This window comes from Streptomyces sp. NPDC086023 (assembly GCF_044540325.1).
In the GTDB taxonomy this organism is placed as follows: Bacteria; Actinomycetota; Actinomycetes; order Streptomycetales; family Streptomycetaceae; genus Streptomyces.
In genome coordinates, this window is the sequence record NZ_JBITRX010000001.1 from 464,283 (window position 1) to 490,417 (window position 26,135).

30 protein-coding genes are annotated in these 26,135 nt (G+C 74.1%); 23 read left to right on the forward strand and 7 right to left on the reverse strand.

Going from position 1 to position 26,135, the window contains the following annotated elements:
- Window positions 1-6 precede the first annotated feature (6 nt).
- The 3 genes from ACIF6F_RS02080 to ACIF6F_RS02090 all read left to right on the forward strand — a co-directional run bounded on the left by ACIF6F_RS02080 (window position 7) and on the right by ACIF6F_RS02090 (window position 2,646).
- A complete protein-coding gene (locus ACIF6F_RS02080; protein WP_399939870.1) occupies window positions 7-1,053 on the forward strand; it encodes an ABC transporter ATP-binding protein in 1,047 nt (348 codons plus the stop codon).
- Window positions 1,054-1,205: 152 nt separating this feature from the next.
- Entirely contained in the window at window positions 1,206-1,970 is a 765-nt protein-coding gene (locus ACIF6F_RS02085) for an ABC transporter permease (protein WP_399940529.1), read from the forward strand.
- A gap of 34 nt (window positions 1,971-2,004) precedes the next feature.
- Window positions 2,005-2,646 carry a hypothetical protein gene (locus ACIF6F_RS02090; RefSeq protein ID WP_399939873.1) on the forward strand — a complete coding sequence of 214 codons (642 nt, stop codon included), beginning with the start codon at window positions 2,005-2,007 and terminating at the stop codon, window positions 2,644-2,646.
- A gap of 87 nt (window positions 2,647-2,733) precedes the next feature.
- On the opposite strand, the gene ybaK is transcribed toward ACIF6F_RS02090, so the two are convergent.
- Genes ybaK through ACIF6F_RS02105 form a run of 3 tightly spaced genes read right to left on the reverse strand, consistent with a single transcriptional unit; the run spans window position 2,734 to window position 5,553 of the window.
- A complete protein-coding gene (gene ybaK, locus ACIF6F_RS02095; RefSeq protein ID WP_399939876.1) occupies window positions 2,734-3,228 on the reverse strand; it encodes a Cys-tRNA(Pro) deacylase in 495 nt (164 codons plus the stop codon).
- Window positions 3,229-3,248: 20 nt separating this feature from the next.
- Window positions 3,249-3,989, reverse strand: a complete 741-nt coding sequence (locus ACIF6F_RS02100) for an LON peptidase substrate-binding domain-containing protein (RefSeq protein WP_399939878.1) — start codon at window positions 3,987-3,989, stop codon at window positions 3,249-3,251.
- Window positions 3,990-4,023: 34 nt separating this feature from the next.
- Entirely contained in the window at window positions 4,024-5,553 is a 1,530-nt protein-coding gene (locus ACIF6F_RS02105; RefSeq protein ID WP_399940531.1) for an oxidoreductase, read from the reverse strand.
- Between the two features lie 182 nt (window positions 5,554-5,735).
- On the opposite strand from ACIF6F_RS02105, the gene hisD reads away from it, so the two are divergent.
- The 9 genes from hisD to ACIF6F_RS02150 all read left to right on the forward strand — a co-directional run bounded on the left by hisD (window position 5,736) and on the right by ACIF6F_RS02150 (window position 12,813).
- Window positions 5,736-7,085, forward strand: coding sequence for a histidinol dehydrogenase (gene hisD / locus ACIF6F_RS02110; protein WP_399939881.1), 1,350 nt, complete (start codon window positions 5,736-5,738; stop codon window positions 7,083-7,085).
- Window positions 7,082-8,203: a histidinol-phosphate transaminase gene (locus tag ACIF6F_RS02115; RefSeq protein WP_399939884.1), complete on the forward strand. Its 1,122-nt coding sequence runs from the start codon at window positions 7,082-7,084 to the stop codon at window positions 8,201-8,203. Before hisD ends, ACIF6F_RS02115 begins: the two co-directional genes overlap by 4 nt.
- Complete coding sequence (gene hisB, locus ACIF6F_RS02120) at window positions 8,200-8,793, forward strand: imidazoleglycerol-phosphate dehydratase HisB (RefSeq protein WP_399939886.1); 594 nt, start codon at window positions 8,200-8,202, stop codon at window positions 8,791-8,793. Before ACIF6F_RS02115 ends, hisB begins: the two co-directional genes overlap by 4 nt.
- A gap of 2 nt (window positions 8,794-8,795) precedes the next feature.
- Entirely contained in the window at window positions 8,796-8,963 is a 168-nt protein-coding gene (locus ACIF6F_RS02125; RefSeq protein ID WP_399939889.1) for a hypothetical protein, read from the forward strand.
- The gene (gene hisH / locus ACIF6F_RS02130; protein ID WP_399939892.1) at window positions 8,960-9,607 is read left to right on the forward strand and encodes an imidazole glycerol phosphate synthase subunit HisH; all 648 of its coding nucleotides are present in this window, start codon (window positions 8,960-8,962) and stop codon (window positions 9,605-9,607) included. The genes ACIF6F_RS02125 and hisH overlap by 4 nt, the downstream gene beginning before the upstream one ends.
- Window positions 9,607-10,338 (forward strand): bifunctional 1-(5-phosphoribosyl)-5-((5-phosphoribosylamino)methylideneamino)imidazole-4-carboxamide isomerase/phosphoribosylanthranilate isomerase PriA, encoded by a 732-nt coding sequence (gene priA / locus ACIF6F_RS02135; RefSeq protein WP_399939895.1) that lies wholly within the window; start codon window positions 9,607-9,609, stop codon window positions 10,336-10,338. Before hisH ends, priA begins: the two co-directional genes overlap by 1 nt.
- The gene (locus ACIF6F_RS02140; protein WP_399939898.1) at window positions 10,335-10,730 is read left to right on the forward strand and encodes a RidA family protein; all 396 of its coding nucleotides are present in this window, start codon (window positions 10,335-10,337) and stop codon (window positions 10,728-10,730) included. Before priA ends, ACIF6F_RS02140 begins: the two co-directional genes overlap by 4 nt.
- Window positions 10,727-11,482 carry an imidazole glycerol phosphate synthase subunit HisF gene (gene hisF, locus ACIF6F_RS02145; RefSeq protein WP_399939901.1) on the forward strand — a complete coding sequence of 252 codons (756 nt, stop codon included), beginning with the start codon at window positions 10,727-10,729 and terminating at the stop codon, window positions 11,480-11,482. The genes ACIF6F_RS02140 and hisF overlap by 4 nt, the downstream gene beginning before the upstream one ends.
- Before the next feature lie 95 nt (window positions 11,483-11,577).
- Window positions 11,578-12,813, forward strand: coding sequence for an MFS transporter (locus ACIF6F_RS02150; RefSeq protein WP_399939903.1), 1,236 nt, complete (start codon window positions 11,578-11,580; stop codon window positions 12,811-12,813).
- A 518-nt stretch (window positions 12,814-13,331) separates the two neighbouring features.
- On the opposite strand, the gene ACIF6F_RS02155 is transcribed toward ACIF6F_RS02150, so the two are convergent.
- Window positions 13,332-13,964 carry a TIGR03085 family metal-binding protein gene (locus tag ACIF6F_RS02155; protein ID WP_399939906.1) on the reverse strand — a complete coding sequence of 211 codons (633 nt, stop codon included), beginning with the start codon at window positions 13,962-13,964 and terminating at the stop codon, window positions 13,332-13,334.
- A gap of 112 nt (window positions 13,965-14,076) precedes the next feature.
- Between ACIF6F_RS02155 and hisI the strand changes: the two genes are divergently transcribed.
- The 11 genes from hisI (at window position 14,077) to lgt (ending at window position 23,420) form a co-directional block, all read left to right on the forward strand.
- Window positions 14,077-14,460: a phosphoribosyl-AMP cyclohydrolase gene (gene hisI / locus ACIF6F_RS02160; RefSeq protein WP_399939908.1), complete on the forward strand. Its 384-nt coding sequence runs from the start codon at window positions 14,077-14,079 to the stop codon at window positions 14,458-14,460.
- Window positions 14,461-14,475: 15 nt separating this feature from the next.
- Complete coding sequence (locus ACIF6F_RS02165) at window positions 14,476-15,963, forward strand: anthranilate synthase component I (protein ID WP_399939911.1); 1,488 nt, start codon at window positions 14,476-14,478, stop codon at window positions 15,961-15,963.
- Between the two features lie 95 nt (window positions 15,964-16,058).
- Window positions 16,059-16,703 (forward strand): TIGR02234 family membrane protein, encoded by a 645-nt coding sequence (locus ACIF6F_RS02170; RefSeq protein WP_399939914.1) that lies wholly within the window; start codon window positions 16,059-16,061, stop codon window positions 16,701-16,703.
- A 122-nt stretch (window positions 16,704-16,825) separates the two neighbouring features.
- Window positions 16,826-17,056, forward strand: a complete 231-nt coding sequence (locus tag ACIF6F_RS02175; RefSeq protein WP_399939917.1) for an HGxxPAAW family protein — start codon at window positions 16,826-16,828, stop codon at window positions 17,054-17,056.
- A gap of 113 nt (window positions 17,057-17,169) precedes the next feature.
- Complete coding sequence (locus ACIF6F_RS02180; protein WP_399939920.1) at window positions 17,170-17,676, forward strand: DUF2752 domain-containing protein; 507 nt, start codon at window positions 17,170-17,172, stop codon at window positions 17,674-17,676.
- Between the two features lie 139 nt (window positions 17,677-17,815).
- Window positions 17,816-18,625 carry an indole-3-glycerol phosphate synthase TrpC gene (gene trpC, locus ACIF6F_RS02185; RefSeq protein WP_399939923.1) on the forward strand — a complete coding sequence of 270 codons (810 nt, stop codon included), beginning with the start codon at window positions 17,816-17,818 and terminating at the stop codon, window positions 18,623-18,625.
- 10 nt (window positions 18,626-18,635) lie between these two features.
- Window positions 18,636-18,872, forward strand: coding sequence for a tryptophan biosynthesis modulator TrpM (gene trpM, locus ACIF6F_RS02190; protein WP_399939925.1), 237 nt, complete (start codon window positions 18,636-18,638; stop codon window positions 18,870-18,872).
- Between the two features lie 367 nt (window positions 18,873-19,239).
- On the forward strand, window positions 19,240-20,490 hold the full coding sequence (trpB, locus tag ACIF6F_RS02195; RefSeq protein ID WP_399939928.1) for a tryptophan synthase subunit beta: 1,251 nt from the start codon (window positions 19,240-19,242) through the stop codon (window positions 20,488-20,490).
- The gene (trpA, locus tag ACIF6F_RS02200) at window positions 20,487-21,314 is read left to right on the forward strand and encodes a tryptophan synthase subunit alpha (protein WP_399939931.1); all 828 of its coding nucleotides are present in this window, start codon (window positions 20,487-20,489) and stop codon (window positions 21,312-21,314) included. The genes trpB and trpA overlap by 4 nt, the downstream gene beginning before the upstream one ends.
- A 102-nt stretch (window positions 21,315-21,416) precedes the next feature.
- A complete protein-coding gene (locus ACIF6F_RS02205; RefSeq protein WP_399939934.1) occupies window positions 21,417-22,193 on the forward strand; it encodes a DsbA family protein in 777 nt (258 codons plus the stop codon).
- A gap of 99 nt (window positions 22,194-22,292) precedes the next feature.
- A complete protein-coding gene (gene lgt / locus ACIF6F_RS02210; protein WP_399939937.1) occupies window positions 22,293-23,420 on the forward strand; it encodes a prolipoprotein diacylglyceryl transferase in 1,128 nt (375 codons plus the stop codon).
- Between the two features lie 61 nt (window positions 23,421-23,481).
- On the opposite strand, the gene ACIF6F_RS02215 is transcribed toward lgt, so the two are convergent.
- From ACIF6F_RS02215 to ACIF6F_RS02225, 3 genes are all read right to left on the reverse strand, one after another.
- Window positions 23,482-23,796, reverse strand: a complete 315-nt coding sequence (locus tag ACIF6F_RS02215) for a hypothetical protein (protein WP_399939940.1) — start codon at window positions 23,794-23,796, stop codon at window positions 23,482-23,484.
- 235 nt (window positions 23,797-24,031) lie between these two features.
- Window positions 24,032-24,853 carry an HpcH/HpaI aldolase/citrate lyase family protein gene (locus ACIF6F_RS02220; RefSeq protein ID WP_399940534.1) on the reverse strand — a complete coding sequence of 274 codons (822 nt, stop codon included), beginning with the start codon at window positions 24,851-24,853 and terminating at the stop codon, window positions 24,032-24,034.
- Window positions 24,847-26,124, reverse strand: a complete 1,278-nt coding sequence (locus ACIF6F_RS02225) for a CaiB/BaiF CoA transferase family protein (protein ID WP_399939941.1) — start codon at window positions 26,122-26,124, stop codon at window positions 24,847-24,849. The genes ACIF6F_RS02220 and ACIF6F_RS02225 overlap by 7 nt, the downstream gene beginning before the upstream one ends.
- Window positions 26,125-26,135 lie beyond the last annotated feature (11 nt).

A 26,135-nucleotide genomic window follows, 5' to 3' on the forward strand; every position in this document is an offset into this window, starting at 1 on the left:
TCCCTCGTGAGCACGGGCACGGCACAGGCGGAACAGGGCGATCGGACCCCCTCCACGGGGACACCGGGGGGCTCGGGGACCGTCTGCGTGGTGCGCGACCTGGTCAAGACGTACCCCGCACTGCGCGGCGGGCGGGGCACGCCCGCCATGCCCGAGGTACGGGCCACCGACGGCATCTCGCTGGAGGTGCGCGGCGGCGAGGTCTTCGGGCTGCTCGGCCCCAACGGCGCCGGCAAGTCCACGCTCGTACGCCAGCTGACCGGCCTGCTGCGCCCCGATTCCGGCAGTGTCGAACTGCTGGGCCACGACCTCGTGCGCCACCCCGAGCGGGCCTCCCGGCTGCTGGCCTACCTGGGCCAGGAGTCCACGGCCCTGGACGAGCTGACCGTGTCGCTGGCGGTGGAGACCACCGCCCGGCTGCGCGGGCTCGGCGCCCGCGAGGCGCGGGCCGAGCGGGACGCCGTCCTCACCGAACTGGCCCTGACCGAGATCGCCGGCCGGCCCCTGAAGAAGCTGTCCGGCGGGCAGCGGCGGCTGGCCTGCTTCGCGACCGCCCTCGTCGGGGAGCGGCCGGTGCTGGTGCTGGACGAGCCCACGACCGGCATGGACCCGGTGGCCCGGCGGGCCGTGTGGTCCGCCGTCGACCGGCGGCGTGCCGAGCGCGGCACGACGGTGCTGCTGGTCACCCACAACGTGATCGAGGCCGAGACCGTCCTGGACCGGGTCGCCGTCGTCGACCGGGGCCGGGTCATCGCCTGCGACACCCCGGCCGGCCTCAAGGCGCGCGTCGCGGACGAGGTGCGGCTGGAACTGGTGTGGCGCTCCGTGCCGCCGCTGGACGTGCCGGAGGTGGCCGCCCTGCGCCCGCTGGCCTCCGAGGCGGGGCGCAAGTGGGTGCTTCGGATGGGTCCGGACGAGGCACGGGCGGCCGTCGCCGCCGTGACCGGCGGACCGGCCTTCGCGGCCCTGGACGATTTCACCCTCGCCACGCCGAGCCTGGAGGACGTGTACCTCGCGCTTGGCGGGCGGACGAAGGGGCTGGTGAAGGCATGACCGAGGCCGCTCTCGACGCGAGGAGCACGGGCGCTGCCGAACCGGCACCCACCGGTGTCGCCGAACCGGCACCCACCGGCGCTGCCGGGCCCGTGCCCGGCGGTGCCGCCGGGCCGGCGCCCACCGACGCGGCCGGACCGTCGCCCGCCGGCATGACCGAACCCGCACTGCTCGCCCCGCGGGCCCGGCTGCTGCCCGCCCTCGCCGCCGTGTACCGGGCGCAGCTCTCCCGGGCCCGGGTGGCGCGGATCCCGCTGCTGTTCGTGGCGACCTTCCAGTCCGTCGGGATCATGATCCTCATGCGGGGCGTGGTGGACGGCGGCTCGGAGGCCCGCGCCGTGGTGGCCGGCTCCTCGGTGCTGGTCGTGGCCTTCGTCGCGCTGAACCTGCTGGCCCAGTACTTCGGCCAGCTGCGGGCCGGCGGCGGGCTCGACCACTACGCCACGCTGCCGGTGCCGCCGGCCTCCGTGGTGCTGGGCGCCGCCGCCGCGTACGCCTCCTTCACCGTGCCGGGGACGCTGGTGACGGCCGTGTTCGGCTGTCTGCTGTTCGGGCTGCCGATGGGCGGGCTGTGGGTGCTGGCGGCCGTCGTGCCGCTGGCCGGCGCCGCCCTCGCCGGGCTCGGCGCCGCCCTCGGACTGCTGGCACCGCGCCAGGAGCTGGCCACGCTGGCCGGTCAGCTCGGCATGTCGGCCGCGCTGCTGCTGGGCGTGCTGCCGCCGGAGCGGATGCCCGCCGTGATCGTGTGGGCGCGGGACCTGCTGCCCTCCACGTACGGGGTGGAGGCCTTCGCCCGTACCTTCGCGCCGCACCCCGACTGGCCCGTGGTGCTGCTGGACCTGGCCGTGTGCGGGGCCGTGGGCGTCGTGTCCCTGGCCCTCGCCACCTGGGCGTACCGGCGGGCAGCGGTCCGCTGACGCGGGGACGGCGGTCACCTGGCACGATGTCGGAGTGACCGAAGCGAACACCGTGCCCGCCCATCCGGCCGAACCGGAGCCGGACCAGCCCACCTCGCCCTCCCTGGCCCAGTCCCTCAAGGACGGCGCGGCGGTCACGCTGGCCGTCTTCGTCGCCGGAGCGCTGCTGGCGCTGCTGTGGGCGTGGCTGGCCCCCCGGGTGCAGTACGTCTCCAACGGCGAGGCGGTCTTCCTCGCCGACACCGAGAACGAGGGCCGGATCGGCGCCGACGGCACCTTCTTCCTGCTCTCCCTCGGCTTCGGGCTGCTCAGCGGCCTGCTCGCCTTTCTGCTGCTCAGGCGCGGCGGGGTGGCCGTCGTGGTGGGCCTGGCCGTCGGGTCCGTGCTGGCCGCGCTGCTGGGCTGGCGCCTGGGCATCCAGCTCGGCCCGTCGCGGGACCTGGTCGCCGCCGCGAAGGCCGCCGGGAAGGGCGTGCCGTTCGACGCACCGCTCCAGCTGCTGGCCCACGGGGTGCTGCTGGTCTGGCCGATGACGGCGGTGGCCGTACACCTGGCGTGCGTGGCGATGTGGGGCCCGCGCGACCCCGCCCCCGAGCTCACCTGGCCGGGCGAGTACCCGCCGCCCCACGTGCACGGCCCGCGGGACACGCCGCGCGACACCCCGGCCTCGTCCTGACGAGGCCGGCCGTACCGCCGTACGGGTGAGCCCCCGACCGGAGTGCCGGTCGGGGGCTCACCCGTACGTCAGGGCAGGGGGCCGGGACTACCCGCGCCCGATCGGCGCCAGCACCGCGCCCGTGAGCGCCGCCAGGTCGGCCGGCGCGAGTTCGACCTCCAGGCCGCGCCGCCCCGCCGACACGCAGATCGTGCTGTGCCCCGAGGCGGACGAGTCCAGCACCGTGGGCAGCTTCCGGCGCTGGCCCAGCGGCGAGATGCCCCCGCGCACGTAGCCCGAGGACCGCTCGGCCGCGGCCGGGTCCGCCATCACGGCCTTCTTCGCGCCCAGCGCCGAGGCCAGGGCCTTCAGGTCCAGGGAGCCCGCCACCGGCACGACCGCCACCGCGAGCGCGCCGTCGACCTCGGCGATCAGGGTCTTGAACACCCGGTCGGGGGAGACGCCCATCGCGGCCGCGGCCTCGTCGCCGTACGAGGCCACCGCGGGGTCGTGCTCGTACGCGTGCACGGTGAACTCCGTCCCGGCGGCCGCCAGCGCCACCGTGGCCGGGGTACCGGCCGCCTGCTTCGTCTTCTTCGCCATGACCGTATGACCGTCCCCGCTCAGTTCGGGCTCGTCGGCGCCCGCGTCAGGTCCACCGCCGGCAGCGACGGCAGGTGGCGGATCACGGCCGTCTCCGACCGGAGCAGCTTCAGCTCCTCCGCCAGCCGGGTCGCCGTGTCCGGCGCCTGGAGCAGCCGCTGCTTCGACGGGATGTCGAGCACGGCGGCCGCCGCGACCAGGTACGACACCACCGAGGGCTCGTCCGGCAGCTCCGCCGCCGTCGCCAGGGACCGCTCCCGGGCCCCCGCCAGCCGCTTCTGGTACGTACGGAAGGCGCGGAGCACACCCTCCGCGAGCGCGCCCGCCCCGTCACCCGGGTCCTCCGGCAGCTCCTCCAGCTCGGCGACCAGGTACGCGCCGCTCGCGTCGACGGACACCAGCCGCACCCTGGTGGTGCCGGTGGCCAGCACCTCGAAGCTGCCGTCCTCGCGCTCGCGGATGGTGGCCGCGTCAGCGATGCAGCCGACCCGGTGGAAGGCCTGGAGCGGGTCGGCGCCGAAGCCGGCCGCCGGGCCCTTCTCCGGAAGCGTGGTCTGGTCCGGCAGGCCGGGGGCCGTCGGCGCCACCTCGCGGCCGTCGCGGATCGCGACGACGGCGAACCGGCGCGGCTCGTCGTCACCGGACTTCAGCAGGTCCCGCATCATGGCGCGATAGCGCTCCTCGAACACGTTCAGGGGCAGGACGAGCCCCGGGAACAGCACCGAGTTCAGCGGGAAGAGCGGCAGGCGAACGGTGGTCACGAGCGTCAGGGTAATGGCCCGGACGGCCCACGCGTCACCCCCGCCTGAGCAGCCGCGAGGCCCCGGCCGCCACGGTGGTCGCCAGGATCCACCCCAACAGCACCAGCGCGGCCGCCACCCACTGCCAGGTCCCCGCCAGCCGCCAGTACCCGTCCTGCCCGAGGTTGATCACCGGCAGCAGGAGGTCCAGGGCGTAGAGCACCGGGTTCCACTCCGGGTGCTCGTCGGGCTTGATGGCCGGCGGATCATGGCGCGAAAACGCCACCGCGCCCGCCGCCCACAACACCGCCATCCACAGCGCCGCCCGGCCCGGACGGTAGCCGTAGGCCACCGTCCAGTCCTGCACGAAGCCCCACAGCTTGGCCGCCAGCGGCAGCGTCTCGCGCCGCCTGCGCTGCTTGGCCAGCAGCACCTCCCGGGCGTCCGCGTCCTCCCCGCTGTTGCGCAGCACCGCCGCCAGCCGCTCGTACGGCTCCGGCGAGTACTCCGGCGTCGCCGCCTCCACCCACTCCAGCCGCCGCACCAGCGGGAAGTGCCCGCGGGGCGCCAGGTGCTCGTACGAGAAGCCGTCCATCGCGAAGCCGCCGGGGCCGGGCCAGCTCAGCGAGGTGTCCACCAGCTTCACCACCTTGGCCCCCGACAGCACCACCCGCCCGTGCTCCGGGCGCTCCCCGACGAACCGCAGCTCCGGCGTCTGGATCCGGCGCAGCGACAGCTCCTGGTCGGAGGCCAGCAGGAAGCGCGCCCCGTAGAAGTCCACCGCGTCGCCGAACCGGCCGTCGTCCAGCCGCAGCCCGCCCCGGCAGTCGAAGCGCTGCACCCGCGCCCCGCGCACCGGCGTGTTGCTGATGCCGTACGGGGGAGTGGAGCCGGACTCCGAGTCCACCGCCACCGACGTGAGGTACAGGGTCCGCTCCACGGTCAGCTGCGGGGCGTTCAGCGCGCGCCTGCCGTACGGGTTGCGCAGCTTCGCCCCGCGCAGGCTCATCGACACGCCGACCTTCGCACCGCGCAGGCTGATCTCCCCGTACGCCTCCAGCATCTCGGCCTGGAAGTCCTGCGCCACCGACATGCCGTCCGCGGCGATCGCCCGGCCGCGCCGGTCCCGCTGCACCACGAGCTGGCTGATCAGCAGGTCCGTGCCGATCTGCGCGTCCGTGAGCCGGATCCCGCGCGCCACCCGGCAGCGCGGCAGGTGCAGGTCGCCCTCGGTGTGCAGCCGGGCCGCCTCGATCCGGGGCACCGCGCAGCGCACCAGCCGCAGCGTGGTGAACTTCGCCTCCGGCAGCAGCAGCTCGTTGTCGAACCGGCAGGACTGGAGCTCCACGTACGGCTCCACCGAGCCGCCCGACAGGTCCAGCCGCCCCATGATCCGCGCGCCGCGCAGCTTGAACGAGTGCACCCGGCCCGGCACCGGCGGCGGCCCGCTGAGCAGCAGCAGCGCCACGACCTCGGCGCGCACGCTCCGCTCCGGTCCCCACACACGGTCGGCGAACGGGTCGTCCAGGTCCTCGGCGTGCGCGGAGAGGTCGCACACGCTGCCCGTCCGGAACGCCCGCCACATCCGCAGCTCCGGCTCGGTCAGATCCTCCGGCGCCCCCTCGGCGCGGGTCTCCTCCACCACGGCCCCCCCGTTCCCCGTCGGCCCCTTTCCCGCAAGGTAGCCGCAGGGTGTGACGTCCGGGGCGTGTATCAGCCAGTGATACGGACGACCGGTGCAGGTGGACGGTCTGAGAGAATCGGAGGGTGATCTCTCGTATCGACCTGCGCGGCGACGCCCTCCCCGAGGGTGGAGCCCTGCGCGATCTGCTGCCCCGTGCCGAGTTCGACGTGGAAGCCGCCCTGGACAAGGTGCGGCCCATCTGCGAGGACGTGCATCATCGCGGCACCGCGGCGCTGATCGAGTACGCGCAGAAGTTCGACGGAGTCACCCTGGAGCGCATCCGGGTGCCCGCGGAGGCCCTCGCCAAGGCCCTGGCCGAGCTCGACCCCGCCGTACGCGCCGCCCTGGAGGAGTCCATCCGGCGCGCCCGCATCGTCCACGCCAACCAGCGCCGCACCGAGCACACCACCCAGGTCGTCCCCGGCGGCACCGTCACCGAGAAGTGGGTGCCCGTCGAGCGCGTGGGCCTCTACGCGCCCGGCGGCCGCTCGGTGTACCCGTCGTCCGTCGTGATGAACGTCGTCCCGGCCCAGGAGGCGGGCGTCGAGTCCATCGCGCTCGCGTCCCCGCCGCAGGCCGAGTTCGACGGCCTGCCGCACCCGACGATCCTGGCCGCCTGCGCGCTGCTCGGCGTCGACGAGGTGTACGCCGCCGGCGGCGCCCAGGCCGTCGCCATGTTCGCGTACGGCACGGACGAGTGCGCCCCCGCGAACATGGTCACCGGCCCCGGCAACATCTGGGTCGCGGCCGCCAAGCGCTACTTCACCGGCCGCATCGGCATCGACACCGAGGCCGGCCCGACCGAGATCGCGATCCTCGCCGACGCGACGGCCGACCCGGTGCACGTCGCCGCCGACCTGATCAGCCAGGCCGAGCACGACCCGCTGGCCGCCGCCGTGCTCGTCACGGACTCCGAGGAGCTCGCGGCCGCCGTCGAGAAGGAGCTGGAGCCGCAGGTCGCAGCCACCCGGCACGTCGAGGACCGGATCAGGCCCGCGCTGGCCGGCAGGCAGTCCGCCATCGTGCTGGTCCGCGACCTGGAGGACGGCCTGAAGGTCGTCGACGCGTACGGCGCCGAGCACCTGGAGATCCAGACCGCCGACGCCGCCGCCCGGGCCGCCCGGGTCCGCAACGCCGGCGCGATCTTCGTCGGCCCGTGGGCCCCGGTCTCCCTGGGCGACTACTGCGCGGGCTCCAACCACGTGCTGCCCACCGGCGGCTGCGCCTGCCACTCCTCCGGCCTGTCCGTGCAGTCCTTCCTGCGCGGCATCCACATCGTCGACTACACGCGCGACGCCCTCGCCGAGGTCACCCACCACGTGGTGACGCTGGCCGAGGCCGAGGACCTCCCCGCGCACGGCGCCGCCCTCAAGGCGCGTTTCGGCGGAGCCGAACCGAACGAGCACAGCGGCTGGAAGGTGCCCGGCCAGTGACCTCGTACGACGGCGTCGGCATCGACGACCTCCCCATCAGGGACGAACTGCGCGGCAAGTCCCCGTACGGCGCCCCGCAGCTCGACGTGCCCGTCCAGCTGAACACCAACGAGAACCCCTACGAGCTGCCCGAGCCGCTCGTACGCCGGATCGCCGAGCGCGTCGCCGAGGCGGCCCGCACCCTCAACCGCTACCCCGACCGGGACGCGGTCGAGCTGCGCACCGAGCTGGCGAAGTACCTCACCCGCACGGGGAAGCACTCGGTCGCCAAGGAGAACGTCTGGGCCGCCAACGGCTCCAACGAGGTGATCCAGCAGCTGCTGCAGACCTTCGGCGGCCCCGGCCGCACCGCGATCGGCTTCGAGCCCTCGTACTCGATGCACGGCCTGATCGCCCGCGGCACCGGCACCGGCTGGATCTCCGGCCCCCGCCGCGACGACTTCACCATCGACGTCGACGCGGCCGTGGCGGCCATCGCCGAGCACGCCCCGGACGTCGTCTTCATCACCTCGCCCAACAACCCCACCGGCACGGCGGTCGAGGCCGAGACGGTCCTCGCCCTCTACGAGGCGGCCCAGGCGGCCAAGCCCTCCCTGGTGGTCGTGGACGAGGCGTACGTGGAGTTCAGCCACCGGGACTCGCTGCTGCCCCTCATCGAGGGCCGGCCGAACCTGGTGGTCTCCCGGACCATGTCCAAGGCCTTCGGCGCGGCCGGACTGCGCCTGGGCTACCTCGCCGCGCACCCGGCCGTGGTCGACGCCGTCCAGCTGGTGAGACTGCCGTACCACCTGTCGGCCGTCACCCAGGCCACGGCCCTGGCCGCCCTGGAGCACACCGACACCCTGCTCGGATACGTCGAGCAGCTCAAGGCCGAGCGGGACCGGCTGGTCGCCGAACTGCGCGCGATCGGCTACGAGGTCACCGAGTCCGACGCGAACTTCGTGCAGTTCGGCAGGTTCGAGGACTCCCACACCGCCTGGCAGCGGATCCTCGACCGGGGCGTCCTGGTCCGGGACAACGGAGTACCCGGGTGGCTGCGGGTGACCGCGGGCACCCCGGCGGAGAACGACGCGTTCCTGGAAGCGGTTCGCGCACTGAAGAAGGAGCAGCAGGCATGAGCCGCATCGGACGGGTCGAACGGACCACAAAGGAAACCTCGGTCCTCGTCGAGATAGACCTCGACGGCACCGGCAGGGTCGACGTCTCCACCGGCGTGGGCTTCTACGACCACATGCTCGACCAGCTCGGCCGCCACGGACTCTTCGACCTCACGGTCAAGACCGACGGCGACCTGCACATCGACTCGCACCACACCATCGAGGACACCGCCCTCGCCCTCGGCGCCGCCTTCAAGCAGGCACTGGGCGACAAGGTCGGCATCTACCGCTTCGGCAACTGCACCGTGCCGCTGGACGAGTCCCTCGCCCAGGTCACCGTCGACCTCTCCGGCCGCCCGTACCTCGTGCACACCGAGCCCGAGAACATGGCGCCGATGATCGGCGAGTACGACACCACGATGACCCGGCACATCCTGGAGTCCTTCGTGGCCCAGGCGCAGATCGCCCTGCACGTGCACGTCCCGTACGGCCGCAACGCCCACCACATCGTGGAGTGCCAGTTCAAGGCGCTGGCCCGGGCCCTGCGCTACGCGTCCGAGCGCGACCCGCGCGCCGCCGGCATCCTGCCCTCCACGAAGGGCGCCCTCTGACCGTGACCGGCCTGTCCACCATCCTGATCGTCGTCGGCCTCTTCCTGGCCGGCGGCGTCTACTCCTTCCAGAAGCAGCAGATGCCCAGGGGCATCGTCGTGCTGCTGGCCATCGGCTCCGCGATGTGTCTGCTCGCCGGAGTCCTGCGGATCCAAGGAATCTGGGAATGAGCGCGAAGAGCGGCAAGAAGGTCGTGGTCTTCGACTACGGCTTCGGCAACGTCCGGTCCGCCGAGCGGGCCCTGGCCCACGTCGGCGCCGACGTGGAGATCACCCGCGACTACGACAAGGCGATGGACGCCGACGGACTCCTGGTCCCCGGCGTCGGCGCCTTCTCCGCCTGCATGCAGGGCCTCAAGGACGCCCGCGGCGACTGGATCGTCGGCCGCCGGCTGTCCGGCGGCCGCCCCGTGATGGGCATCTGCGTCGGCATGCAGATCCTCTTCGAGCGGGGCATCGAGCACGGCGTGGAGACCGAGGGCCTCGACGAGTGGCCCGGCACGGTCGAGCCCCTCAAGGCCCCCGTCGTCCCGCACATGGGCTGGAACACCGTCGACGCGCCCGCGGACAGCGAGCTGTTCGCCGGCCTCGACGCCGACGCCCGCTTCTACTTCGTGCACTCCTACGCGGTGCGCGAGTGGACGCTGGAGGTCACCAACCCGCGGATCACCGCCCCCAAGGTCACCTGGGCCACCCACGGCGAGCCCTTCGTCGCCGCCGTGGAGAACGGCGCCCTGTGGGCCACGCAGTTCCACCCCGAGAAGTCGGGCGACGCCGGAGCACAGCTCCTCACCAACTGGATTGGCACCCTCTGATGGCCGAGAAGAAGCTCGAACTCCTCCCCGCCGTCGACGTGCGCGACGGCCAGGCCGTCCGCCTCGTCCACGGCGAGTCCGGCACGGAGACCTCCTACGGCTCCCCGCTCCAGGCGGCCCTCGCCTGGCAGGCCGCGGGCGCCGAGTGGCTCCACCTGGTCGACCTCGACGCCGCCTTCGGCACCGGCGACAACCGCGACCTGGTCGCGGAGATCACCCGCGCCATGGACATCAAGGTCGAGCTGTCCGGCGGCATCCGCGACGACGCCTCGCTCGCCAAGGCCCTGGCCACCGGCTGCACCCGCGTCAACCTCGGCACCGCCGCGCTGGAGACCCCCGAGTGGGCAGCCAAGGCCATCGCCGAGCACGGCGACCGGATCGCCATCGGCCTCGACGTGCGCGGCACCACCCTCAAGGGCCGCGGCTGGACCAGCGACGGCGGCGACCTGTACGAGACGCTCGCCCGCCTCGACTCCGAGGGCTGCGCCCGCTACGTCGTCACCGACATCGCCAAGGACGGCACGCTCACCGGCCCCAACCTGGAGCTGCTGAAGAACGTCTGCGCCGCCACCGACCGGCCCGTCGTCGCCTCCGGCGGCGTCTCCTCGCTGGCCGACCTGCGCGCCATCGCCGAGCTGGTGCCGCTGGGCGTCGAGGGCTCCATCGTGGGCAAGGCCCTGTACGCCAAGGCGTTCACCCTGGAAGAGGCCCTGGAGGCGGTGTCCCGGTGACCGAGGTCAAGCGCATCTCCTCCGGCGGCCCCTGGGAGGACGTGATCGCGTACTCCCGTGCGGTCGAGCTGCCCAACGGCATGGTGCTGGTGTCCGGCTGCACCTCGGTGGTCGACGGTGCGGCCAGCTACGGCAACCCGTACGAGCAGACGGTCAACTCCTTCAACGTGGCCCTGAAGGCCCTGGCCCAGGTCGGGCTGGGCGCCGAGCACGTGGTCAGGACCCGCATGTACCTGACCCACGCGAGGGACGTCGACGAGGTGGGCCGCGCCCACAAGGAGCTCTTCGACGCCGCCCGCCCCGCCAGCACGATGGTGATCGTCGCCGGTCTCGTCGACCCCAACCTGGTCGTCGAGGTCGAGGTCGAGGCCTACCGAGGAGGTGCGGCATGACCCTGGCCGTGCGCGTCATCCCCTGCCTGGACGTCGACAACGGCCGGGTCGTGAAGGGCGTCAACTTCCAGAACCTGCGCGACGCGGGCGACCCCGTCGAGATGGCCAAGCTCTACGACGCCGAAGGCGCCGACGAGCTGACCTTCCTCGACATCACCGCCTCCTCCGGCAACCGCGAGACCACCTACGACGTGGTGCGCCGCACCGCCGAGCAGGTCTTCATCCCGCTCACCGTGGGCGGCGGCGTGCGCACCGCGGAGGACGTGGACAAGCTGCTGCGGGCCGGCGCGGACAAGGTGGGCGTCAACACGGCGGCCATCGCCCGGCCGGAGCTGATCCAGGAGATCGCCGAGCGCTTCGGACGGCAGGTGCTCGTCCTGTCGGTCGACGCCCGCCGTACCCCTTCCGGGTCCTTCGAGGTCACCACCCACGGCGGCCGCCAGGGCACCGGTATCGACGCGGTCGAGTGGGCCCACCGGGCCGCCGAGCTGGGCGCGGGCGAGATCCTGCTCAACTCGATGGACGCCGACGGCACCAAGGACGGCTACGACATCGAGATGATCGCGGCCGTGCGCAAGCACGTGACCGTCCCGGTGATCGCCTCCGGCGGCGCCGGCCGGCTGGCGGACTTCCCGCCGGCCATCGAGGCGGGTGCCGACGCGGTGCTGGCCGCCTCGGTGTTCCACTTCGGCGACCTGCGGATCTCGCAGGTCAAGGACAGCCTCCGCGAGGCGGGCCACCCGGTCCGCTGACCGGCCGCCCCGCGCCGCGGCAATTCGCTTCCGGGCCCGCCCGCACCACCCCACCACCCCTCATATGGTCCAGACCGAATGGGGGGTGAGGTCGGGTGGGCCCGAAGGCCGCGTACCGCGACGGGAACGTACTGCGCTGGCTGTTCGCTTACGCCGCCTCGCTGATCGGCGACGGGGTGTACTTCCTCGCGCTGGGCTGGGCGGCGGCCCGCGCGGCCGGCCCCGCCGAGGCCGGTGTGGTGATGGCCGCCGGAGCCGTGCCGAGGGCCCTGCTGATGCTGGGCGGGGGAGTGGTCGCCGACCGCTTCGGGCCCCGCCTGGTCGTGGTCTCCTCCGACGCCGTGCGCTGCGCGGTCGTGCTGGCGGTGGCCGCGGCCGTCTGGACGAGCACCCCGGGCCCGGGGGCCCTCATCCTGGTCGCCCTGCTCTTCGGCGCCGTCGACGCGCTCTTCATGCCGGCGGTCGGTGCCCTCCCGCCCCGCATCGCCGGCCCCGGCCAGCTGGTCCGCGTCCAGGGGATGCGCAACCTCGTGGAACGCGTCGGCCACACCGCGGGGCCGCCCCTGGCGGGCCTCGCCCTGGGCGTGGCCGGACCGGGCGCGGCCTTCGCGGTGGCGGGCGCGCTGTTCGCCGTCTCACTGGTCCTGCTGCTGGCCGTACGCATCAGCCCGCTGCCGGACGCGGGGGCGGGTGGCGGCGGCGCCGGGGGGACCGCTGAGTCCCCCTGGCAGCAGCTGCGCCGGGGCCTGGCCTACATCAGGCGGCACCCGGTGATAGGCCCGCTCGTCGTCTCCGGGGCGCTCAGCCAGCTCGGCACCTCCGCGCCCCTCACCCTCGGCCTGATCCTCCTCGCCGGGGAACGCCACTGGGGCCCCTCCGGAGTCGGCTGGATCGTCGGCGCCTTCGGCGTGGGCGCGGCCTCCAGCGCCCTGATCCTCACGCTCGTCCCCCGGGTGCCGAAGGCCGGGGCCGTGCAGAACGCCACCCTCATCGTCGGCTCGGCCGGCATAGGCGCGCTCGCGCTGACCCCCAGCTTGCCCGCCGCCGTGGTGCTGGCCCTGGTCACCGGCCAGGTCTGCGGGGTCTGCGGCGGCCTGGCCGTCGCCCTGATCCAGAGCGCGACCGACCCCCGCTACCTGGGCCGGGTCAGTTCCGTGATGGCCTTCACCGCTGTCGGCATGGCCCCGATGACCTACCCGGTCTTCGGGTTCGCCGCCGGACTCTTCGGCACCGTGCCGGTCTTCCTCGCGGGCGGGCTGCTCAGCATGGCCGGTGCGATCGTCGGCACCTCGGCACCCGCCGTCCGCCGCGCGGAGCTGGCCTTCGCCTGAGGGTCTGCGCGCGGAGGGGCGGCGTACTGCCCACGCGGTGCCGGGAGCCGGGCCGTGGTCGGGCCGGTTTCGGTCCGTCGGGCCGCGGTCGGGCCGTGGTCGGGCCGTGGTCGGGCCGTGGTCGGGCCGGTTTCGGTCCGTCGGGCCCGCCTACCGCCCACGCGGTGCCGGAAGCCGGCCCGTTGTCGGTCCGCCGGCCCGTGGTGTGTGGGTCCCCTCGGTGCTTGACCCGTCGTGGCCTGCAGGCCCAGCGGCAGGCCCACCCCTGGGGCAAGGGGCTTCGCCCTGGCCTTCGGCCACCCCAGGCCCGGGCCTGCCTCCGGTCCAGCCTGCCACGACGCGTCAAGCACCTCCCCCACACACCACGGGCCGGCTCCCGGCAGCTTCGAGGAGAGGGAGCCCGCCCCGGTTCGGGGAGGGTGCCGCGGCGGGGCCGCGTACCACGGGCCGGCGGACCAGCGGTGGCGGCGGTGGCGGCGTACCGGCTGCTCGCGGCGGGGCCGCGTACCTGCCCCGGATCAGATGCCGAGCTTCGCCGTGGTCAGCTCGGCCACCGCGGTCTTCTCGCCGTCCAGCTCGATGCGGGCCGCGTCCTGGCGGCCGAAGCAGAACAGCGTCAGCTCGCCCGGCTCGCCGGTCACCGTCACCACCGGCGTGCCCTTGTGCGCCACCGCCGTCCGGCCGTCCGGCCGCCGCAGCACCAGGCCCACCGGCGACTTCCGGCCGGTCAGCCGGGCCAGCTTCTCCAGCCGGGCCCACAGCGAGTCCGCGAACACCGGGTCCAGCTCCCGCGGGCTCCAGTCCGGCTGCGCCCGCCGCACGTCCTCCGCGTGCACGTAGAACTCGACCGCGTTCGCCGCCTCGTCGATCTGCTTCAGCGCGTAGACCGACATCTTCGGCGGACCCGTCCTGATCAGCCGGATGAGCTCCTCGTACGGCTTGGCCGTGTACTCCGCCATCGCCTGGTCCAGCCGCGTCTTGAGCACGTTCAGCAGCAGACCGCCCGCCGCGTCGGGCCGCCGCTCCCGCACGACCACGTGCGCGGCCAGCTCCCGCGTCCGCCAGCCCTCGCACAGGGTCGGCGCGTCCGGCCCCGCCTGCTCCAACAGATCGGCCAGCAGCAGTCGTTCACGCTTCGCATGGGTAGACATGCCGCCAGCCTACGGCCAAAGCCTCACAAGGGGCCTGCGGCGCGGCACTCCCGGCTGCCCAGCAGGCGGACAGTATGGAAGTCGGCGAGGTCGCAGGCGGCACAATGGCCCCATGAGCGCAACCCCCCGGTCCAGCAGCCTCGACCCGGCCATCGCCGCCCGCCTGAAGCGGTCCCCCGACGGCCTGGTCCCCGCCATCGCCCAGCAGTACGACACCGGAGAGGTGCTCATGCTCGGCTGGATGGACGACGAGGCCCTGCACCGCACCCTCACCACCGGCCGGTGCACGTACTGGTCCCGCAGCCGCAGCGAGTACTGGGTCAAGGGAGACACCTCCGGCCACTTCCAGCACGTGAAGTCCGTCGCCCTGGACTGCGACGCCGACACCGTCCTGGTGAAGGTCGACCAGGTCGGCGCCGCCTGCCACACCGGGGCCCGCACGTGCTTCGACGCCGACGTGCTGCCGCTGGCCGAGTCCGGCACCCCCGCCGAGTAGATAGGGTCAGCCGCCATGGATCTTGAGACGTTCCGCAAGCTGGCGGGCGACCGCCGTGTCCTGCCCGTCACCCGCAAGCTGCTCGTCGACGGCGACACCCCCGTCGCGCTGTACCGAAAGCTCGCCGCCGAACGCACCGGCACCTTCCTCCTGGAGTCCGCCGAGAACGGCCGCTCCTGGTCCCGGTACTCCTTCATCGGCGTCCGCAGCTCCGCGACCCTCAGCGCCCGCGACGGCCAGGCCCACTGGACCGGCACCGCCCCCGTCGGCGTCCCCACCTCGGGCGACCCGCTGGAAGCCCTGCGCAAGACCATCGAGACCCTGCACACCCCCCGCGACCTCGCGCAGGGGCTGCCGCCCTTCACCGGCGGCATGGTCGGGTACCTCGGCTACGACATCGTCCGGCGCCTGGAGCGCATCGGCGACCACGGGCAGGACGACCTCCGGCTGCCCGAGCTCACCATGCTGCTCACCTCCGACCTCGCGGTCCTCGACCACTGGGACGGCACGGTCCTGCTGATCGCCAACGCGATCAACCACAACGACCTCGACACCGGCGTCGACGAGGCCTACGCCGACGCCGTCGCCCGCCTCGATGCCATGGAGGCGGACCTCGCCCGCCCCGCCCCGTACACCCCGGCCGCCCTCCCGGAGTCCCAGCTGCCGCCCTTCGACGCCCTCTGGGGCGGCGAGGCCTACCAGGACGCCGTCGAGGACATCAAGGAGCGCATCCGGGCCGGCGAGGCCTTCCAGGTGGTGCCCTCCCAGCGGTTCGAGACCCCCTGCCACGCCTCCGCGCTCGACGTCTACCGCGTGCTCCGGGCCACGAACCCGTCCCCGTACATGTACCTCTTCCGGTTCGACGGCTTCGACGTCGTCGGCTCCAGCCCCGAGGCGCTGGTGAAGGTCGAGGACGGGCAGGCGATGGTGCACCCCATCGCCGGCACCCGGCACCGCGGCGCCACCCCGCAGGAGGACCAGGCCCTCGCCGAGGAGCTGCTCGCCGACCCCAAGGAGCGCGCCGAGCACCTGATGCTCGTCGACCTCGGCCGCAACGACCTGGGCCGGGTCTGCGAGCCGGGCTCCGTCGAGGTGGTCGACTTCATGTCGATCGAGCGCTACTCGCACGTGATGCACATCGTCTCGACCGTCACCGGCCGGGTCGCCGCCGGCAGGACGGCCTTCGACGTGCTCACCGCCTGCTTCCCGGCCGGCACCCTCTCGGGGGCGCCCAAGCCCCGCGCCATGCAGATCATCGAGGAGCTGGAGCCCAGCCGCCGCGGGCTGTACGGCGGCTGCGTCGGCTACCTCGACTTCGCCGGCGACTCCGACACCGCCATCGCCATCCGCACCGCCCTGCTGCGCGACGGCACCGCGTACGTCCAGGCGGGCGCGGGCGTGGTGGCCGACTCGAACCCGGTCGCCGAGGACACCGAGTGCCGCAACAAGGCCGCCGCCGTGCTGCGCGCGGTCGGCGCCGCCAACCGCCTCTACCTGGAGTAGGGCGCGCCCGCGGCCCGTACCGGAGCCGCGCCGGTGGCAAAGCGTGCCGTACGTCTCAAGAGCCGGTAGGGATGCTCCGGGGGCGGTAGGGGATAGTGGAGTACGTGAGTGCCGTACCCCACCCCCGAACCGCCCCCCGCAGTGCCGCCCCGGCCGGCCGCCGCAGCGTCGCCGCGGCCCTGCTGCTCGGCGCGCTCGGCGCGACCGTCGTCCTCCTCGCCTCCGGCAGGACCTGGGCGCGTGGCACCGCCGCCATCGGAGGAGGAACGCTTCCTCTGACGGCGGACGGCCGCGCGGTCACCGGCGTCCCCGCGGCCCTCGCCATCGTCGGCCTCGCCGCCCTCGTCGCCGTGTTCGCGGTACGGGGCGCCGGCCGGGTCCTGGTGGCGGGCCTCCTCGCGCTGTCCGGCGCCGGTGCCGCCGTCGCGGCCGTGCTCGGCGCCTCCGACCGGGCGGCGCTGGACGACCAGGCCGCCCGTACCACCGCCGACACCGCGGCCACCGTCGCCGGGCTGACCCACACCGCCTGGCCCTACGTCACGGCCGCGGGCGCCGCCCTCATCCTCGTCGCCGGGCTGCTGGCCCTGCGGTACGGGAAGAGCTGGCCCGCCATGTCCGGCCGCTACGAGCGCGACGGATCGCCCCGGCCGCGCAAGGCCCCGGCCGCGGTGGACCCGGACCGGCCGGAGGACCTGTGGAAGGCCCTGGACCGCGGCGAGGACCCCACCGGCGGCAACTGACCCGCCGGGTCAACCCCGCGATCCCCCCGGCCACCCCGGCGCAACGCCGCCCGGGCCGTGCGGGACAATGGCATCCGAGCGTTCGACTCAGCACGTTCGACAGAGCAACGAGGAGCAAACTCATGGCGGGCAGCAGCCACGGACACACCCCGGCCGCCTGGACCGGTGTCACCATCGCCTTCATCGGTTTCTGCATCGCGGGAGCCTTCATGGTGCTGGCCAACCCGGTCGGGTTCTGGGCCGGCATGGCCGTCGTCGTGCTGGGCGGTGTCGTCGGCATGGCGATGAAGGCCGCGGGCATGGGCATGAAGAAGCCCGCCGCGTCCCTCGCGCAGGCCCGCTCCGAGGTCTGAGCGGGTCCGGGGCCCCGCCCGTCCGGGCGGCCCTCCCCGGGACACTCCGGCACTTCCTGAAGGCGCGGCCCCCTCGGGCTGCGCCTTCCGGCGTGAGAGGCGAGAATCACCGGGTGGACGCCTCTCGCACCCCGCCCCTGCCCGCCGCCGACGCCGCGGCCCCGGCCCCGCCCGCCGACCGGCAGGACCTGCGGGGGGATGCCCGGACCGCCGTACGGGACTCCCGCGCCCGCCGGCTGGCGGTACCCCTCGTCACCCTCGCGGGGGTCGTCGGCGCCTTCGCGTACGTCGGCTCCGTCGACCCGAACGAACCCGGCCACTACCCGCTCTGCCCGCTGCTGCGGCTGACCGGCGTGCTGTGCCCCGGATGCGGCGGACTGCGCAGCGCCCACGCGTTCGCTCACGGCGATCTGGTGACCGCATTCGGGGCGAACGCCATGGCCGTTCTCGGCTACCTGGCCTTCGCGGCCTTCACGGCCGTGTGGCTGGTTCGCGCCGGTCAGGGCCGGCCGGCCCCGCGCATCGCCCTGAAACCGGCCTGGTGGTGGCTGCTGGGGGCCGCGGCGCTGGCCTTCTCGGTTGTCCGGAACCTGCCCGTCGGATCCGCGCTCGCCCCATGAACCCTTGCCTCCGGATGTCCAGGTGGTGGGACTGGCCGGACGGCGTGCGGAGGTGTGGCCCCCGGCGGGCTAGCATGGCATTGCTGACCTTGAACAGACCGACCATCGATCGTCACCGACCCGGAAGGGGGCCGCTCGCGTGAGTGTGCTCGACGAGATCATCGAAGGGGTCCGCGAAGACCTTGCCGAACGGCAGGCCCGCGTGAGCCTCGACGAGCTCAAGGAGCGTGCCGCCAAGGCGCCCCAGGCCAAGGACGGCGTCGCGGCCCTGCGGGGCGAAGGCGTCAAGGTGATCTGCGAGGTCAAGCGGTCCAGCCCGTCCAAGGGCGCCCTGGCCGCGATCGCCGACCCGGCGGGTCTGGCGGCCGACTACGAGGCGGGCGGTGCGGCCGTCATCTCCGTGCTCACCGAGCAGCGGCGCTTCGGCGGCTCCCTGGCCGACCTTGAGGCCGTCCGCGCCCGCGTGGACATCCCGATCCTCCGCAAGGACTTCATCGTCACCGCGTACCAGCTGTGGGAGGCCCGCGCCTACGGCGCCGACCTGGCCCTGCTGATCGTCGCGGCCCTGGAGCAGGAGGCCCTCGTCTCCCTCATCGAGCGTGCCGAGTCCATCGGGCTCACCCCGCTCGTCGAGGTCCACGACGAGGAGGAGGTCGAGCGGGCGGTGGCCGCCGGCGCCAAGATCATCGGCGTCAACGCGCGCAACCTGAAGACCCTGGAGGTCGACCGCTCCACCTTCGAGCGCGTCGTGCCCGAGATCCCCGCCGGCATCGTGAAGGTGGCCGAGTCGGGCATCCGCGGCCCCCACGACCTCATCGCGTACGCCAACGAGGGCGCCGACGCCGTGCTCGTGGGCGAGTCCCTCGTCACCGGCCGCGACCCCCGCGCCGCCGTCGCCGACCTCGTCGCCGCCGGCGCGCACCCCGCCCTGCGGCACGGCCGGAGCTGACGGCCCCGCCATGACCACCGCCCGCCGCGCCCCGCGCCCGCGCCCCAGCCGTCTCGGCTCGGGGCTGGCGGGGCTGCGCGCGGAGGGCGTGGCGCGTGACCCGCACGCGCCGCTGGCCCGCGGCTGCAAGCCGCGCGGCTGCCGGGCGCCGGCCCGCCGCGTGCTCGGCCGCCGGGTCCGCTACATCCTCGGTTCGGAGCCCGGGCAGGTCAACGGCATGCGATGGCGTGCCGGCGCCGCGCTGTAGCCACAGAGGAAGGCACCGGGCAGCGTCCCGCGGCCCCTGCCGGGGCCGCTGACGCCGCGCACCGCCGCCGGGACCGGCCACCGCCGTGGGCGTCCCGGGCCGGCGGCGTTCCGGTGCGCCGGGAGGCGTCCGCCACCCGGTCGGCTCCCGCGGGCCCGTACACCTGCGTCCCGGAACCGGCGGTCCGCCCGAAGCGGCCCGTACCGGCGTTCCGGAAAACCGGCGTACGTGCCCCACGGCCCGGAACCGGCGGAGCCCCGCCACCCGGACGGCCGCCGGGCCACCGCCCGCCTCCTCGCGGCACCGCCGCCCCGCGGCGTACGGCGCATACGGTGACAGACACCCGTCGCTCCCGAGAGGTACTGGCATGTCCAGCGAGTTCTTCATCCCCGACCACCAGGGTCAAGTCCCCAACTCCGAGGGCTACTTCGGAGACTTCGGCGGCAAGTTCATCCCCGAGGCCCTGGTCGCCGCCGTCGACGAGGTCGCGGTCGAGTACGAGAAGGCCAAGAACGACCCCGCCTTCGCCGCCGAACTCAACGACCTGATGGTCAACTACACCGGTCGTCCGAGCGCCCTCACCGAGGTGCCCCGGTTCGCCGAGCACGCGGGCGGCGCCCGCATCTTCCTCAAGCGCGAGGACCTCAACCACACCGGCTCACACAAGATCAACAACGTGCTGGGCCAGGCCCTCCTCACCAAGCGCATGGGCAAGACCCGCGTCATCGCGGAGACCGGCGCCGGCCAGCACGGCGTCGCCACCGCCACCGCCTGCGCCCTCTTCGGCCTCGAATGCGTCATCTACATGGGCGAGGTCGACACCCGGCGCCAGGCGCTGAACGTCGCCCGCATGCGCATGCTCGGCGCCGAGGTCATCGCCGTGAAGTCCGGCTCGCGCACCCTCAAGGACGCGATCAACGAGGCGTTCCGCGACTGGGTCGCCAACGTCGACCGCACCCACTACCTCTTCGGCACGGTCGCCGGCCCGCACCCCTTCCCCGCCATGGTCCGCGACTTCCACCGGGTCATCGGCGTCGAGGCCCGCCGCCAGATCCTGGAGCGCGCCGGACGCCTGCCCGACGCCGTCGCGGCCTGCGTCGGCGGCGGCTCCAACGCCATCGGCCTCTTCCACGCCTTCGTCCCGGACGCGGACGTCCGGCTGGTCGGCTTCGAGCCCGCCGGCCACGGCGTCGAGACCGGCGAGCACGCGGCCACCCTCACCGCCGGCGAGCCCGGCATCCTGCACGGCTCCCGCTCGTACGTGCTCCAGGACGAGGAGGGCCAGATCACCGAGCCCTACTCGATCTCCGCCGGCCTGGACTACCCCGGCATCGGCCCCGAGCACGCCTACCTCAAGGACATCGGCCGCGGCGAGTACCGCGCCGTCACCGACGACGCCGCCATGCAGGCCCTGCGCCTGCTGTCGCGCACCGAGGGCATCATCCCGGCCATCGAGAGCGCGCACGCCCTCGCCGGAGCCCTGGAGCTGGGCAGGGAGCTGGGCAAGGACGGCCTGATCGTGGTCAACCTGTCCGGCCGCGGTGACAAGGACATGGACACGGCCGCCCGCTACTTCGGCCTGTACGACGACGCGAACGCCGAGGGGGAGACCAAGTGAGCGCCACCGAGAAGACCGGGCGTATCGAGCTGCTGAGCGACACGCTCGCCAAGGCCAAGTCCGAGAACCGGGCCGCCCTCATCGCCTACCTCCCGGCCGGCTTCCCGACCGTGGACGGCGGCATCGAGGCCGTCAAGGCCGCGATCGCGGGCGGCGCGGACGTCGTCGAGGTCGGCCTGCCCCACTCCGACCCGGTCCTCGACGGCCCGGTGATCCAGACCGCAGACGACATCGCGCTGCGCGGCGGCGTCAAGATCGCCGACGTGTTCCGGACGGTCAAGGAGGCCCACGAGGCCACCGGGGCGCCCGTCCTGGTCATGACGTACTGGAACCCCATCGACCGCTACGGCGTGGAGCGCTTCACCGCCGAGCTGGCCGCCGCGGGCGGCGCCGGCTGCATCCTGCCCGACCTGCCGGTCCAGGAGTCCGCCCTGTGGCGCGAGCACGCGGAGAAGCACGGTCTCGCGACCGTCTTCGTCGTCGCGCCGAGCAGCAAGGACGAGCGCCTGGCCACCATCACGGCCGCCGGCACCGGCTTCGTGTACGCCGCCTCGCTGATGGGCGTCACCGGCACCCGCGAGTCCGTCGGCGCCGAGGCCCAGGACCTGGTGCGCCGTACCCGCGCGACCACGGACACCCCGGTCTGCGTGGGCCTGGGCGTCTCCAACGCCGCGCAGGCCAAGGAGGTCGCGGCCTTCGCGGACGGCGTGATCGTCGGATCGGCCTTCGTGCAGCGGCTGCTCGACGCCCCCGACCTGGCCGCGGGCCTGGCGTCGGTGCGCGCGCTGGCCGGCGAGCTGGCCGAGGGCGTCCGCCGGGGCTAGTCCTCGGAACCGAGGCGGCACCCCGCGGGGTGCTGTAGTCCGTACGGGTGGAATCCGGACCGGGGAGGCACGCGTGTGCCTCCCCGGTTCGTTTCGCTGGGCGTGAGCGAGAACTCGGAAGCGAAACGATCTGCCAGGGAGCGACTGGCGCAGGAGCGCGAGCGGCAGAAGGCGAAGGACAAGCGCAGGCGCACCCTCGTGGTGGCCGGAGCCGTCCTCGGCGTGCTCGGCCTGGCGGCGGTGATCGGCGTGATCGCCGCCAACGCCGGCAAGGGCGGCAAGGACACCGCGGGCCCGGTGGTCGCCCCCTCGGGCGCGGTCGGCAAGGACGCCCTGGCCATCCAGACCGGCAAGGACGGCGCCAAGTCCACCCTCGTCGTGTGGGAGGACTTCCGCTGCCCCGCGTGCAAGTCCTTCGAGGACAACTACCGCGCGACCATCCACGAGCTGGAGGCCAAGGGCAAGCTCAAGGTCGAGTACCGCCTGGTGACGCTGATCGACTCCAACATGGGGGGCAGCGGCTCGCTCAAGGCGGCCAACGCGGCGGCCTGCGCGCAGGACGCGGGCAAGTTCTCCGCGTACCACGACGTGCTCTTCGTCAACCAGCCGCCGGAGCCGGACGACGCGTACGGCAAGGACGAGAAGCTGCTGGAGCTGGCGGCCAAGGTGCCGGGACTGGACACGCCGGAGTTCCGGAAGTGCGTGGCGGACGGCACCCACAACAGCTGGGTCGACAAGTCGTACGCCGCCTTCAAGGCGGGGAACTTCCGCGGCACCCCCACCATCCAGCTGAACGGCAAGGACATCTTCGCCGACCAGTCCAACCCGCTGACCCCGCAGAAGCTCCAGAAGGCGGTCGAGGCGAACCCCCAGGGATGATCCCGCCCGGTTTGGGCGGCGAGTGTGTGACGGTTTTGCGTCTGACCCTGCCGGGCGGTTGCCTTGGGTACCGCCCGGCAAGGTAGCGTCGGACCTGCCATGACTCTTGCCTTCATCCCCAGCCCGTCGACCGGCGTGATCCATCTCGGACCGGTCCCGCTGCGCGGCTACGCGTTCTGCATCATCCTCGGCGTCTTCGTCGCCGTCTGGCTCGGCAACAGGCGCTGGATCGCGCGCGGCGGCAAGCCGGGCACGGTCGCGGACATCGCCGTCTGGGCCGTGCCGTTCGGCCTGGTCGGCGGACGTCTGTACCACGTGATCACCGACTACCAGCTGTACTTCGGCGAGGGTGAGAACTGGGTCGACGCCTTCAAGATCTGGGAAGGCGGTCTCGGCATCTGGGGCGCCATCGCGCTCGGCGCGGTCGGTGCCTGGATCGGCTGCCGCCGCCGCGGCATCCCGCTGCCGGCCTGGGCGGACGCCCTCGCGCCCGGCATCGCGCTGGCGCAGGCCATCGGCCGGTGGGGCAACTGGTTCAACCAGGAGCTGTACGGCCGGGCCACCGACCTGCCCTGGGCGCTGGAGATCAGCGAGGGCCCCAACCGCGTCGCGGGCACCTACCACCCGACCTTCCTGTACGAGTCGCTGTGGTGCGTCGGCGTCGCGCTGCTGGTGATCTGGGCCGACCGGCGCTTCACGCTGGGCCACGGCCGGGCCTTCGCCCTGTACGTCGCCGCCTACTGCGCGGGCCGGGGCTGGATCGAGTACATGCGCGTCGACGAGGCGCACCACGTGCTGGGCCTGCGCCTGAACGTGTGGACCGCGATCGTCGTGGGCCTGCTGGCCGTCGTCTACTTCGTGGTCTCGGCGCGGCTGCGTCCGGGGCGCGAAGAGGTCGTGGAGCCGGAGATCCGCCCGGGCAGGGCCCGCAAGGCGGCGGCTGCCGCAGGGGCCGGTGCGGACGGTGACGGTGACCGTGCCGGCGAGGACGGCGACGGCAAGGACGCTGCCGGAGCGGCCGGGGACGGTGCGGCCGCGGAGGCTGCCCCGGACGGCGACGCCGGGGACTCGTCCCCGGCGGCGGACGCCGACGGCGACGGCCCGGCGGACACCACGCCGGAGGACGCGGCGGCCGGTGCCGGTGCCGGTGCGGACGACGCGTCCGACGCGGCGGACGACGGCAAGACTCCGGCCGGGGCGACCGTTCCGGACACCAAGAAGCTCTGAGCCCTCCCGGCTCACCCCGCAGGCCCGCCCCCGTGGCGGGCCTGCGGCGTTCCGGGCCGGATCAGGAGGCCGGGCCGGCCAGCCCGGCCGGGCTCTCCGGGCTGGCCGGGCTGTCCGGGACGGCCGGCGAGTCGGGGACGAAGACGCTCAGGGCGTAGGTCGTGGGGTGTTCCAGACGGCCGCAGAACATGTCGTAGCGCAGCAGGGCGGGGTCGGCCAGCTCGGGGCGCTCCTCGACCAGCCGGATCGCGTACTGCCTGCACTCGGCGGCGCTGGCGGCGTGGAACACCCGCTCCCAGCGGCCGGTGGCACGGGCCGCCTCCGCCCGCCGGAACTCCCGCTCACGGGACCGTTTTCGCTTGCGCTGTCCAGGCATCCGCCCAGCGTGCCACCGGGGCCGGGTGCCGGGCATCCGATTTTGCGGCGGCGGGCGGCGGGCGGCGGGCGGCGGGCGGCGGGCGGCGGGCGGCCGGGTCCCGTGGCCGGGTCCGCCGCCCGGCCGCCCGGTGCGGAGCCGAGGTGCCGCGGGTTCGCTGCCCGGTGTCGGGTCGGACGCCGTCCGGTCAGGGCGGGGGAGGGCCAGGGCGGGGCGGGGTCGGCCTGGGGCGGGGTCAGCCCGGGGCGCGGTCCGCCAGGGCCAGGACGCGGCGGGCGCCCGCCACCACCGCCGGGTCCACGAAGCGGCCGTCCGGGAGGGCGGTCGCCCCCGGGGCGGTGTCCGCCGCGCCGATCACGGCGCGGGCGGCGTCGACCTCCTCCGGGGTCGGCAGGTAGGCCCGCACGATCACCGGCAGCTGGCGCGGGTGGATCGCCGTACGCCCCAGGAAGCCCAGGGCGCGGCCCCGGGCGCAGGACGCGGCCAGACCGTCGAGGTCCCGCACGTCCGGGTACACCGACTGCGGCGGCGGGGGCAGGCCGGCCGCCCGGGAGGCCACGACCACCCGGGAGCGCGGCCAGTCCAGGCCCTCCTCCGCCGTGACGTTCAGGTCGGCCCGCAGGTCCGCCTCGCCCAGCGCCAGCCCGCGCAGGGCCGGGTGCGCTCGGGCGATCGCGTACGCCTGCTCGACCCCGAGTGCCGACTCCAGCAGCGCGTACAGCGCCGTGCCGCCGGTGCGCTCCGCCACCGCGGTGACCTGGGCCGGGTCGGTGATCTTGGGCAGGCGGAGCGCGGACAGGCCCCGGACCTGCGCCAGCGCGCGCAGGTCCGCGTCGAGCCAGGGGGACCCGAGGACGTTCACGCGGACGTGTACGGGGACGGGCGGGCGGCCGGCGAGCAGATCCGCGGTCGCGTCGCGGGCGTACTGCTTGCGGTCGGGGGCCACCGCGTCCTCCAGGTCCACGATCACCACGTCCGCTCCGGAGACGAGCGCCTTGCCGACCACCTCGGGCCGGTCGCCGGGTACGTAGAGCCAGGTCAGCGGCAGGGTCACAATGCCCCCGCCGCGCGCAGCCGGGCGATCTCGGCCGCCGGGAGGCCGAGGCCCGCCAGCACCTCGTCGGTGTCGGCGCCGTGCGGGCGGCCGGCCCAGCGGATGCCGCCGGGGGTCTCGGAGAGCCGGAACAGCACGTTCTGCATCCGGATCGGGCCCAGTTCCGGGTCCTCGACCTCGGTGACGGTGTCGAGGGCGGCGTACTGGGGGTCGGCCATCACGTCCCGTACGTCGTACACGGGCGCCACCGCCGCCTGGGCCTCCTCGAAGGCGGCCACCACCTCGTCCGCCTTGTGGCGTGAGATCCAGCCGCCCACCGCCTCGTCGAGTTCGTCGGCGTGCCGGGCCCGGCCGGTACCGGTGGCGAACCAGGGCATGGCGATCAGGTCGGGGCGGCCCACCAGGCGCATCACGCGCTCGGCGACGGACTGGGCCGAGGTGGAGACCGCGAGCCAGCGGCCGTCGGCGGTGCGGTAGGTGTTGCGCGGCGCGTTGTTGGTGGAGCGGTTGCCGGTGCGGGGCTGGACGTAGCCGAGCTGGTCGTACCAGAGCGGGTGCGGGCCGAGGACGGTCAGGATCGGCTCGATGATCGCGAGGTCGACCACTTGGCCGCGCCCGGTGGAGGAGCGGGCGGCGAGCGCGGTCATGACGGCGTACGCGGTGGTCAGCGCGGCGATGGAGTCGGCGAGACCGAAGGGCGGCAGGGTGGGCGGGCCGTCGGGCTCGCCGGTGATGGCGGCGAAGCCGCTCATCGCCTCGGCGAGGGTGCCGAAGCCGGGGCGGTGGGCGTACGGGCCGGACTGGCCGAAGCCGGTGACCCGGGCCAGCACCAGGCGGGGGTTGACGGCGCTCAGCTCCGGCCAGCCCAGGCCCCACTTCTCCAGGGTGCCGGGGCGGAAGTTCTCGATCAGGACGTCGGAGGTGGCGGCGAGGCGGAGCAGCACCTCCCGGCCGCCGTGGGTGGAGAGGTCGAGGGTCATGGTGCGCTTGTTGCGGCCCAGCAGCTTCCACCAGAGGCCGATGCCGTCCTTGGCCGGGCCGTGGCCGCGGGAGGGGTCGGGGCGGGTGGGGTGCTCGACCTTGACGACCTCGGCGCCGAAGTCGCCGAGGAGGGTGGCCGCGAGGGGGCCGGCGAAGAGGGTCGCGAGGTCGAGGACGCGGAGGCCGGCGAGAGGGCCGGGGGAGGGGGAGTCGGTGAGCGTGGCGTCGGCGGGGGAGTCGGCCGCGGCGGATTCGTCGGCCGGGACGGAGGAGTGAGCGGTGCTCTGCGTCATGGGTGGTGCTC